The sequence below is a fragment of the Actinoplanes sp. NPDC049118 genome (genome assembly GCF_040648555.1).
GTDB lineage: Bacteria > Actinomycetota > Actinomycetes > Mycobacteriales > Micromonosporaceae > Actinoplanes.
Genome location: NZ_JBEZDY010000014.1, coordinates 257,829 through 268,624, shown reverse-complemented (window position 1 = coordinate 268,624; position 10,796 = coordinate 257,829). Strand labels below are relative to the sequence as shown.

Annotated in this window: 9 protein-coding genes; 4 read left to right on the top strand and 5 right to left on the bottom strand. The window is 69.3% G+C overall.

Annotated elements, in window-relative coordinates:
• The first annotated feature begins 406 nt into the window (after positions 1-406).
• Both AB0B58_RS23715 and AB0B58_RS23710 read left to right on the top strand, forming a co-directional pair.
• Complete coding sequence (locus AB0B58_RS23715; protein WP_360227318.1) at positions 407-895, top strand: hypothetical protein; 489 nt, start codon at positions 407-409, stop codon at positions 893-895.
• Positions 896-909: 14 nt separating this feature from the next.
• Entirely contained in the window at positions 910-1,410 is a 501-nt protein-coding gene (locus AB0B58_RS23710) for a spore germination protein GerW family protein (RefSeq protein ID WP_360227315.1), read from the top strand.
• A 166-nt stretch (positions 1,411-1,576) separates the two neighbouring features.
• Here the strand turns inward: AB0B58_RS23710 and AB0B58_RS23705 are convergent, their stop codons facing one another.
• From AB0B58_RS23705 to AB0B58_RS23695, 3 genes are all read right to left on the bottom strand, one after another.
• On the bottom strand, positions 1,577-1,852 hold the full coding sequence (locus AB0B58_RS23705) for a hypothetical protein (RefSeq protein WP_360227312.1): 276 nt from the start codon (positions 1,850-1,852) through the stop codon (positions 1,577-1,579).
• 89 nt (positions 1,853-1,941) lie between these two features.
• A complete protein-coding gene (locus tag AB0B58_RS23700) occupies positions 1,942-4,263 on the bottom strand; it encodes a sigma-70 family RNA polymerase sigma factor (RefSeq protein ID WP_360227309.1) in 2,322 nt (773 codons plus the stop codon).
• 72 nt (positions 4,264-4,335) lie between these two features.
• The gene (locus AB0B58_RS23695) at positions 4,336-5,403 is read right to left on the bottom strand and encodes a LysR family transcriptional regulator (protein ID WP_360227305.1); all 1,068 of its coding nucleotides are present in this window, start codon (positions 5,401-5,403) and stop codon (positions 4,336-4,338) included.
• A gap of 739 nt (positions 5,404-6,142) precedes the next feature.
• Here AB0B58_RS23695 and AB0B58_RS23690 point away from each other — a divergent pair.
• Positions 6,143-7,357: a cellulase family glycosylhydrolase gene (locus AB0B58_RS23690; protein WP_360227302.1), complete on the top strand. Its 1,215-nt coding sequence runs from the start codon at positions 6,143-6,145 to the stop codon at positions 7,355-7,357.
• Between the two features lie 157 nt (positions 7,358-7,514).
• Here AB0B58_RS23690 and AB0B58_RS23685 read toward each other — a convergent pair whose 3' ends face one another.
• Positions 7,515-8,000, bottom strand: a complete 486-nt coding sequence (locus AB0B58_RS23685; protein ID WP_360227299.1) for an ABC transporter permease — start codon at positions 7,998-8,000, stop codon at positions 7,515-7,517.
• A gap of 216 nt (positions 8,001-8,216) precedes the next feature.
• Complete coding sequence (locus tag AB0B58_RS23680) at positions 8,217-9,092, bottom strand: helix-turn-helix domain-containing protein (RefSeq protein WP_360227296.1); 876 nt, start codon at positions 9,090-9,092, stop codon at positions 8,217-8,219.
• Between the two features lie 348 nt (positions 9,093-9,440).
• Here AB0B58_RS23680 and AB0B58_RS23675 point away from each other — a divergent pair, with 348 nt between their 5' ends.
• Positions 9,441-10,784, top strand: coding sequence for a right-handed parallel beta-helix repeat-containing protein (locus AB0B58_RS23675; protein WP_360227293.1), 1,344 nt, complete (start codon positions 9,441-9,443; stop codon positions 10,782-10,784).
• The last annotated feature ends 12 nt before the right edge of the window (positions 10,785-10,796 follow it).

The following is a 10,796-nucleotide window of genomic DNA, read 5'->3' as shown; positions in this document are numbered from 1 at the left end:
ATGTGGGCCGCCGAATGGCCCCTCACCTCCGGCTCCACCAACCCCATCACCGACTACCACTTCATCTACGCCGTCGTCGGCATCGTCCTCGCCCTGACCTACGCCGGACACACCTGGGGCCTCGGCCGCCAGTGGGCCAAGCTCCCCATCGTCCAGAAGAACCGCTGGCTCATCTGACCGCTCATCGCACGCAGACCCGGTCCGACAACGGACCGGGCCTGGGCACGTCCGCCGCCGACCGGCCTCGCGTCGATGGACGGGAACGCCCAAACGGCTCGGTGACCGGGTCGTCATCCGTGTCACGGCCACAAAGACAGTCCCGTTCGGCCCACCGGCTCGGGGCCTTCGCCGCTGCCGGCCCGGGTACCGTCCGGCATAGCGTGAAGAGACAACCAAGGAGATCGTGATGCCTGCCGTGACCGCGCGGCGGCGTCCGTCGACAGCCGCTCGCCGAGCCGGCTACAGCGTCGCCGCCGCGATCAACATCGTCCTGCTCTACCTGATCAACAACCGTCCGGGATGGGACTCGGTGCCGTTCCTCACCGCCGACACCGCCCACGTACTGACACTGGTCAACGCGTCCTTGATCGTCGGACTGGCCGTGGACCTCGTGCAGATCGTCCGCGACCCACCGCCGTTGGTGGCGCTCGGCGCCATGACGACCACCGCGATCGGGATCGCCGTCCTCGTCCGGATGTGGCAGGTGTTCCCGCTTGACTTCGGCGACGGGTCATTCGACTGGCCGCTACTTGCGCGCGTCCTTCTCGCTGCGGGATTGATCGGCAGCCTCACCGGCTTCGCCGCGCAGACAATGGCGCTGGCGCGCGCCCTCCGCGAAAAGCCCGCCGGGAGCGCACCCCCACCCCCGGGCATCAGACAGGCACTACCCCGATGAAGGAGAGGATCGCCATGACGACGACCACGAAGGACGCACCCATCCTGGACACGCTGCGGGATGTGGTGGACAACGCCACGGTCGGCCGGGCCTTCGGCTCGCCGATCCACCACGACGACATGGTCGTGCTGCCCGTCGCCAAGGTCGGCGGTGGCGGTGGCGGCGGCAGCGGCAGCGGCAGCGGCAGCGGCAGCGGACCAGCACCGGACGGGCAGGAGAACGGCGGCACGGGCGGCGGGTTCGGCATGTCGGCCAAGCCGCTGGGGGTCTTCGTGCTGAAGAACGGCAAGGTGGCCTGGCGGCCCGCGATCGACGTCAATCGGATCGTGCTCGGCGGCCAGATCGTCGCGGTCACCGGGCTGCTCGTAATCCGTGCCCTGATCAAGGCCGGCGTCGTGCACCCGCGCCGCAGGGGTTTGATCGAACAGATCGCTCGGGAAGCCGACGGCAAGAGGCGTACGGCCGTAGCGACGCTTCACCGACTCGAGCGCTTCGCGCGGCACACGACGAGGTAGCGGGGCGGGGTCGGCGCCCTCGAGGTCCTGGATCGCGGGCAGGTCGCCACCCGCTCGGTGTGGGTGACACGTCGTCGATGTGGAGACCACCCGTCCGGACCTGCGTCGCGACCCAGGTCTTCAAGCCGCTACCGCTCCCGCTGCCGATTGCGCCAGCGACCGCGAATCAGATCTCGCGGCGATCGCCGAGCACGACCGCACCGGTCAGGGCCACCGCGGCGAGGACCGACGTCACCACCAGCCCGGGCAGATAGTCGGCCGCCGAGGCGGCGCCTGCGGTGAGGTCGGCGAGGGCGCCCAGCAGCCCCGTCGGCAGCCAGGTGCTCGCCCCGGTGGCGCCGCCGAGAATGCCGGTGAACAGCAGCAGACCCCGCGTGAGGCCGGCCGCGGCCAGGACGCCGCGCACCAACACCGCCACGAAGGCGACCAGCGCCACGGACAATGCAACGGCGCCTCGGGTATCTAGATCCGACCGCCACAGGACGACATTCAATCTCCGCCCGGTCCTGCGAGCAATCCTCAGGAAGCGGCTCAGCGCCGCTCGAAGGCCCCCCGGTCCACCGGGGACTGCCGGCGCAGCCGGTCCGCGTCCGCCTTCGGCGCGAGGCCGGCCGCGCCGCTGTCGATCGCCGAACTGCCCGCCGCGAGCCGGAAGTCGCCTGCCGCGGCATCGGCGAACCGCGGTGCGGCACGCAGGACGGCCCTGTCACGGGGGATGTCGGATCGGCCGGCCAGCAGGTTGTGGTCGAAGCGGACCTCGCTCGATTCGGAGACCACGGCTGCCGGGCTGCCGGTCCCCGGCACCACGATGTTGTTGACGACCCGTACGTCCTGGGCGCGGGTGACCGCGAGGTCGATGTCGATGGCCGGGTGGGCGGCGTTGCGGTACAGCGTGTTGTTGACGACGTCGACGTGCGCGCCGCGGAAGACGTTGATGCCCCGCCCGCCGTTGCGGTACGCGACGTTGTTCTCGACCAGCGTCCGCCCGGCGTACGGCTGCTGGAACAGGGGGGCGCCTCGACTGTCGTCGTTGTCCAGCGATTCGACGATGATGCCGTTGCCGTCGGTGACCTTGCGGGCCGCGCCGCTGCACAGGCACGGCACCCGGTTCTGGTTCTCGGCCGTGACGTTGCCCCTGATCACCATCTTGGTGTCGGTCCGGGAGTCGGAATTCCAGAGACTGGAAAACGAGATGCCGCTCCCCCCGTACGGCGAGTACCAGCCGTTGCGCTCGGTGACGTTGTACGCGGCCGTCACGTAGTCGGCGTACTGTACCGAGATGCCGGCCAGGGTGCAGTCGGTCAGGGAGTTGCCCCAGAGCACGACGTGGTGCGGGCGACGCGGCGGGTCGGCCCCGCGCAGCTCCGTGACCGCGATGCAGCTGGTGGACACGGCCGGGTCCGAGACGTCGCCGCGCTGGGCAGCCGCAATCTGCGCCCGGGTCAGCGAGGTGCGCCCGCCGGTGACCGTGAAGCCGGAAACCGTGATGTAGGAGGCGTGCACCCAGATGCCCTGCCACTGCGAGGCGCGGACGACCGGGCGGGCACCGGGATAGGCGGCCCACGTGATCCACTTCCGTGGGGTGCCGGACCGTTCGATCGTCACCACGGCCGAACGGCGCGGTTCGCTGTACTCACCGTTGTCGACCAGCACCGTGTCCCCCGGGCGAGTCAGCTCCGCCGCGCGACGCAGGGAGCGCAGTGCCTCGGCTCGCGACAACCCGTTGTTGCTGTCGTTGCCCTTGCCGGACACGTACAGGTAACGACCGCCCTGGGTGGGTGGCCGCTGCCGGGCCGACCAGGCCGGACCACCAAAACCGGCGCCGGCGCCGATCGGAACCGCCTTCGCCGGCGCGGGGGGTGGCGCGGGCGGGGGTGCCGGGGACGCCGCGTCGCTCGGGCCGGATGCGGTGATCCGCGGCGCCGTGACGACGACCTCGGGCTCGGGTGACCGGTCGATGATGACGGCGCCGACGCCCAGCACCGTCACGAGCACTGCCGCGACGACCGCGGCGCCCTTCATGAGTTTGGTGCGCAGGGCGGCGGACGCCGCGGCAGAGGACCGCTCGACCACATCGGCCAAATCCCGCAGGTGCGGGGGCGGCACCAGCAGCGGCAGTGCGACCAGCAGTCGCTCCGGCGGCAGCAACTCGACCCGTGCGGCCGTGCACCGGTGGCAGTCCTGCACGTGACGGGCGAGCCGCTTGCGCCAGACCGGAGCCGGGCGGCCGTCCCAGGTTCTGATCAGCTCGCGCAGGTCAGCGCAACCCGGCCGGGCCTCGAGGGCTTCGATGAGGTGGCGTGCCGTCTCCACCCGAGCCCGCAGGCGTTGCAGCCGGACCCGCGCGTGGGACGCGGAGATGCCGAGCGCGGGGGCGAGCTCCTCGCCGCTCATCGCACCGACCTGCACCAGCCACCACAGGCCGAGCAGCTCCCGGTCGTGGGCCTCGAGCCAGCCGGTCGCCGCGGCCAGCGTACGGCGCTGCCGGCCGACCTCCAGGCGGTGGACCGCCTCCTCACCCGGACCGGGGTCCTGGGCCAGGAGGTCGCCGGTGTCGGCGATGGCGAAGTGTTGCCGGTCGGCGCCGAGCCGCTTGCCGCGCCGCCGGGTCTCCCGGACCGCGATGGCCACCAGCCAGGAGCGGAAGCTCGACGGTTCGCGCAGCCGGGCCAGTCCGGCCATCGCTCGGATCAACGTCTCCTGCGTCACGTCGTCGGCGTCGGCCGGCGGCAGTGTCCGGGCAGCGATGTTGTAGACCAGTGGCAGGTGGTCGCCGAGCAGCCGGTCCAGCGCCGCGCGGTCGCCACGCTGCGCGGCGACGATCAGGTCAGCCATCACCACCGTGGCGGTCATCGGCACGCCCCCCGCCTGTGCCTGGCCGATCTCACCCTCAGTCCTCCCCCGTGCCCGTCGGTGCGCTGCCCCTCATGACGTCGTCGCGGGGATCTGCGAACTAGTACGGCCGCGGTACGGCAGTCGTTGAACGACATCCGCACGGCGAACCTGTGGTGCGGTGGCCGGCCGCTCGGCCTCAGCCCGCAGCGTGGTCAGCACCCGGTGCGCCAGCCCGTCCGGAGCGGCCGACGACCACGACAGGTAGGCCGCGCACTGCGGGGCGCCACGCACCGGCCGGCGGACCGTGGCCGGACCGGAGGGGGTCAGCGGACCGGCGAACATGACCGCCCGCCCGGCCGCCACCGCCCGCCGGGCCTCGTCCGGGTCGGCCCCGGTGTCCACGATGCGCGGCCGGAACCCGCCAAGGCGCGCGCAGGCCCGCTTCACCAGGACGAGGTCCTGCGTCGTGGCGCCGGCCGCCCACGCCTCGCTGGCCAGCTCGACCAGGTCGACAGACTCCACGGCGGCCAGCCGGTGCCCCACCGGCAACTCGACCGCCAGCGGGGCCTGCCGGATCAGTGCGGTCTCCAGACCCCGCAGGTCGACCGGCTCGGTGAACGGCATCCTGTACCAGAGCCCGAGCTGCACATCTCCGGTCCGCAGCCGGTCGGCCAGCACCTTCGGCGCTGGGGCCGCACCCCAGGTCCAAAGCACGCGGGTGAACCTCTGCACCAGCGGTGCGATAACCCGGCGCGGCTCCGGCCCGCAGACGTCGAGCCGGGCCGCCGGCCGCTGCGGTGACGGATCGGGTTCCGGCGGCTCGGCCGCGGCCTCCTCGATCTCCCGCTGGATCTGTTCCCAGCCCTCGGCGGTTTGCTCCACCCATTCCTTGAGGACACGGCCGGCAGCCGTCAGGGTGGTCACCCGGGTGCTGCGTTCCAGCAGGCGGACCCCGAGGGTCTTCTCCAACCGGCGGATCCGTACGGACAGGGCGGGCTGGGTGATGTGCAGCGTGGCCGCGGCCCGGGTGAAGTTGAGTTCTTCGGCGACGGCCCGGAACGCGCTCAGGTCGCCCCAGTTCATCCGGGCGAAGTCGTTCGCGGCGCCGCCGGTGTGCCGGCCGGTCGGCGGCCCGACGTTACGGTCGTCGTGCTTCACTGCTCTCCCTCCTGCAGCCGGTACGGGGGTGCACCGGGCATTCGCGGTGGAGACCTCCTCGGCGGGCGAGGCGTAACACGAACACAGAAACTCGCTGGGGAGCGTCCCCGGCCCTCCGTGCGGGGAAGGTGCCGGGGGACGCCGGGGGACGAAGTTGCCATGCCAAGATACTGGTATACCGCGACCTCTGCGACCAGATGCGCGGCAGATTTCATGGTGATTTCAAGATACGGGCCCGAGGCGATGCCGGATCGGTTACCACTCCCTGACCGATTGCATACGAACCCACGCCCCGCGCGCCATTCATATCGTTGACCATATGAATACGCCGGGCGCATGCCGTCAACGAATCGAACGCCGGAGCGATGAGCTACGCCATCCCGTCCGCACGGCGAATCACGTCGCCGCCGGCGGCGGCCGCCACCCGTTCGCTGTCAGGTCCGCTGGTGCCGGCGGCTCGGTGGGATCACGCCGGAGCCTGCCCGGCGCGGCCGGTCCGCCCGACATGCGGTCCTCCGCCAACCAGGTCGTCTGACTATCCGGGAAATAATGCTGACATACGGCGAAGACCCGGACGTGCAGCCTGCCTACGCTGGCGTATCACCGGAATTAATTCGGCGATCATGTCATTCCGGGACGGCGTCGCGAACCGGATTCTTACCATTCCTGCGGCTATGGGGAGTGGCGCACCCGAGTATTTCGGGCTCGTTACCGCAGCAGGGAAAGGAGCGGTGAAGACTTGAGGTCCGCCGCCGGCCCCCCGGGCCGCCGCACGCGCTTCGGTGTCAACTACATCCCGGCCCGTCACTGGCTCCACTCGTGGACGGAGTGGGAACCGGCGGCCATCGACGAGGATCTGGCGGCCATCGCAGCGCTGGGCTTCGACCACGTCCGCTTACACCTCTTGTGGCCCCTGTTCCAGCCCGACCCCGGCTACGTGAGTGCGACTATGCTGAGCCGTCTCCGAGCAGTTCTCGACACCTGCGCCACCCACGGCATGCAGGCCCAGGTGACGGTGCTCAACGGATGGATGAGTGGCTTCCTGTTCCGTCCGGCGTGGATGTCCACCCAGCGCAGCTTCTTCAACGACCCGGAGGTGACGGCCGCGGAACTGCAGTACCTACGGGCAGTGGCCCAGGAACTGGCCGGGCACCCGGCGGCACTCGGCATCGACATCGGCAACGAACTCAGTGTCCTCGCCGACCACGAGGCGGTCCGCCCGGTGCCGGGTTCCGCAGACGGCTGGGCTCGGACCTTGTTGCGGGCCTGTGCCGACGACATGCCCGACGGCCTGCACTGCAACGGCGTCGACCATCAGCCCTGGCTGACCGGTGCAGCGCCGTTCACCCGCGACGCGCTGGCGAGCGACGGCTCGGTGACCGTCGTGCACGCCTGGCCGTTTTTCACCGGAGCCTTCGACCGCTACGGCCACGCCGACGGGCGGGCACTGCACATCGGTGAGTATCTGGTCGAGCTCGCCGGCGCGTATGCCGATGCCCCCGGCCGCGAGGTCTGGGCTCAGGAGATCGGTTTGTCCACGCAGTGGATCCCGGAACCGGACATCGCCGGCGCCGCCGCACAGTTCCTGCGGGCCACGGCCTCGGCCGGCCGTCTCTGGGGGGTCACGTGGTGGTGCAGCCACGACATCGACCCGATGTTCACCGGTTTCGCCCCGCTGGAATACGACCTGGGTCTGCTGACGACCCGCAACACCGTCAAACCCATGGGTGAGCAAGTGGCCGAGGTGATCAGAGAGATCGCTGAGGCCGCACCCCCGGCCCGGCGCATCGCGATGGTGCTGCCGGACCGGGCGGGCGGTCTGGATGCCATGGACGGTTTCCTTCAGCTCAAGGCCCGCGGGGTGGATCCGGCCATCGTCCTCGCGTCCCGGGCCGGGGACCGGAATCACCTGCTGGGCCGCGGCATCGAGACCGTCGTCCCGCTGTCGCCATGACGTGACCTCCAGCCATGGGTCACCCCATGCGGCACCATCGCGACCGGCAGGGCGGTGGATTCACCGCGCTCACCCCTTCAGCCGGCCGACAACCGCACCGACAGGCGCAGGCGGTACGCGTCGAGGATGACCGCGACGATGATCACGCCGCCGGTGATCATCGTGCGCTGAAGTCCGACACTCCCATCAGCAGCAGTCCGTTGCTCAGCACGCCGAGCAGGCAGGCACCGAGCAAGGTGCCGATGACCGAACCGCGGCCGCCGGTCAGGCTCGCCCCGCCGATGACGACAGCGCTGATCGCGTTCAGCTCGTATCCCTGGCCCAGGATGGGACTTGCCACCCCGAGCCAGGCCATGTAGACGATCGCCGCGATGCCGACCGTCGCTCCACCGATCATGAAGCAGGCCACCTTGATGGTGCCGGTCCGGTGCCCGGACAGGCGCACCGCCTCCTCGTTGTTGCCGGTGGCGTAGACCCTGCGCCCGAACACCGTCCGGGAGAGCACGAACCAGGCCAGCGCCACCATCAGCAGCGCGACGAAGAAGACCGCATTCCTGTTCGCGGTGGGCGCGGCCCCCTGGTGCCCAGCGGCAGCCGCACTCACCTTCGCCGGCTCCGGGCCGTCGGTAGGACGGGTCGCCACAGTCACGCTGACGGTGCTGGCCCGCAGAGCTGTCGTCGCCGCTGCCCTCAGTGTTCTGCAGTTCGACCTGCCCTGGGTCGGTGTAGCGGCTTTCTCGCCTTCACCGTCAACACCTCGACGGTGCGGGTGATCCGGAGTAGCGGAAGACAAGGCTGGACCGCGGCACCCCGCAACTACGCCATCGATCTTTCCCCTTGATGAGGGGCCGCCTTCCCTTCACTGGGTCAGGCGCCAGTGCGACCGCCGATAGGCAGCGGGAGACTGCCCGCACGCCGTGGTGAACGCTGCATAGAGGCGGCTGATGGAGCCGAAGCCGGCGGCATGGGCGATCTCCGCCGTCGTGGCATCGGTGGTGATCAGGAGTCGCTGCGCCTCGGCCACCCGGCACTGCTCGAGGTATTGACCGATCGTCAGGCCGACAACCCGCCGGAAGACCGTCATCGCGTAGCGCGGGTGCAGATGCACCACCTCGGCCACGTCCGCGGCGGAGATGCGCTCGGCGAAGTGCAGCGCGATGAACCGGGCCATCGCCGTGGCCCGAACGACAGCGTGATCTCGGTACGTGCGGTCATCCGTCGTCGTATCGGACCCGGCCGCATGGATGAGCCTGCGGGTGTAGGCCTGGATCTCGAGCAGGGCGACGGACAGCAGTTCCTCGTCGGGCGCCGCCAGATCCTGTGACCACCGTGCGAAGTCGGGGTTCGTCACCGCTTCGGGCAGGACGATCGGCCAGGGGCGGAGCAGGTTGTCGAGCACCGTCCGGCCCAGGCCCCAGGGCAGGACCGTGGCCAGCGGGAGGTTGAGCCAGCGGAACTGGGCGCCGGGGGACACCCGCACCAGCTGATGCGGGACAGAGGCCCAGAACAGGGCGGTGCCGGGCGCCTCGATCTCCACGTACCTGCCGCCGAACAAGTACGCCATGCTCCCACGGACGGCGATGTTGATCTCGATGTCCTGGTGCCGGTGGGCCCGTGCCATCACCTCGGGAACACCCGCTCGGCACTCGAGCCCGATGTCGTGATCCCACGGTAATAAGGTCATCTGACGATCCGGGAAACAGTGCTGACCGGCGACGAAGACTCGGACATGCACCCAACTTACGCTGACGATGCCACCGGAAGTAGCCCTTGCGAACTGCCCGGGAAACAGTTCGGCAACAAGCGGGACCAGCGCCCACCGGACAGCGCACGCCATTCATCGTGTGCTATGTCGCCACGCCCACCGAACCGAGGAACGACACCGGTCTCCATTCATATTGAAAACGATATGAAAAGGCGTGGCAGATTTATTGCCGACTAGTTACAGACAAATGAACAGGAGGCTTGTAACGTGCAGGAAAAGTTACGGCGCATCAGGTAGCCCGACGACAGGCGACGGCATTATTCCGCGTTCCCGACGCCGTCATCGCCCTACCGGCGCCGAAATCCGCAAGGAGGAGTCATGCGAAGAATGCTGCTCTGGAGCTCGGCCGCCGTATTGGCGATGATGTCCCCGCTCACGGGTTCCGCGGCCGCCGGCGCGACGTCGCCGAGCCAGGCCGCGGCCCAGAACTACTACGTCAGCGGGTCCGGCTCCGACATCAACAGCGGACGCTCGACCATCGCGCCTTTCCGCAGTATCCAGCGGGCGGCCGACCTCACCCGGCCCGGCGACACCGTGAACATCATGAACGGCACGTACGGCGACACCTCGACCGAGGGAGTCGTGCAGATCAAGCGTTCTGGCGCGCCCGGGAAGGTCATCACCTACCGCGCCCTGCCCGGCCACCACCCGGTCCTCAAGCCGGTGACCGGCTGGAACGGCATTGTCCTGATCGGAGCGTCCTACATCACCATCGAAGGCCTCGAGATCAAGGGCGACAGCGCAGCCATCACCCTCGAACAGGCCACGGCCGGCGCCAGCGACTCGCGTCCCCGGTTCAACACCAACTGCATCAACACCCGAGAGGACCGCGACACCGGAGCCCTGTCGCACCACCTGACCATCCGCGGCAACTACGTGCATCATTGCCCCGGAGCCGGCATCGGCGTCATGTACGGCGACCATGTCCTGATCGAGCGGAACCGGGTGCACACGACCTCCTGGTACGCCGTCTACGGCACCAGCGGAATCTCGGTCTACGAGCCGATCGACGTCGCTCCCCCGGCCAACGGTGAGTCTTACAAGGTGGTGATTCGCAACAACATCTCGTACGACAACGAGAACAAGGTCAAGTGGATCGGTTGCGACTGTATCTCCGACGGCAACGGAATCATCGTCGACGACACCCTGCAGCGACAGAGCGGCAAGAAGGCGTACACCGGCCGGATCCTGGTAGCCAACAACATCGTTTTCAACAACGGCGGTACCGGTATCCACGCTTACCTGGGCCGCGATGTCGACATCGTGCACAACACCGCCTACCTCAATTCGCGCAGCCCGGCCCTGAATAATCCCAACATCGGCGCCTGGTCCAGCACCAACGTCAATATCCTGAACAACATCTCGTACGCCCGGGCCGGCAAGGCGACGACCTTCCCCGCCGGGGACACCAACGTCCGATACGACTTCAACATCTACTTCGGCGGCCTGCCGCCCCAGGCCCGCGGGCCGAACGACATCATCGCCGACCCCCGCTTCGCCAACGCGAGCACAGATCCGGCCACCGCGGACTTCTGGCTCCAGCCACAGTCCCCGGCCGTCGACAGTGGCACGAACTCCATTCCCGTCAGCACCGACTATTTCGGCACCCGGCGCCCGCAAGGCGCTGCACCCGATCGAGGCGGGATCGAGCGAACGCGCTGAGTCAGGGCTCAG

Bases quoted from the DNA above. Each gene is read 5' to 3' on its own strand.
- AB0B58_RS23715 (WP_360227318.1), top strand. From the start codon at position 407: ATGCCTGCCGTGACCGCGCGGCGGCGTCCGTCGACAGCCGCTCGCCGA.
- AB0B58_RS23710 (WP_360227315.1), top strand. From the start codon at position 910: ATGACGACGACCACGAAGGACGCACCCATCCTGGACACGCTGCGGGAT.
- AB0B58_RS23700 (WP_360227309.1), bottom strand. From the start codon at position 4,263: ATGACCGCCACGGTGGTGATGGCTGACCTGATCGTCGCCGCGCAGCGT.
- AB0B58_RS23675 (WP_360227293.1), top strand. From the start codon at position 9,441: ATGCGAAGAATGCTGCTCTGGAGCTCGGCCGCCGTATTGGCGATGATG.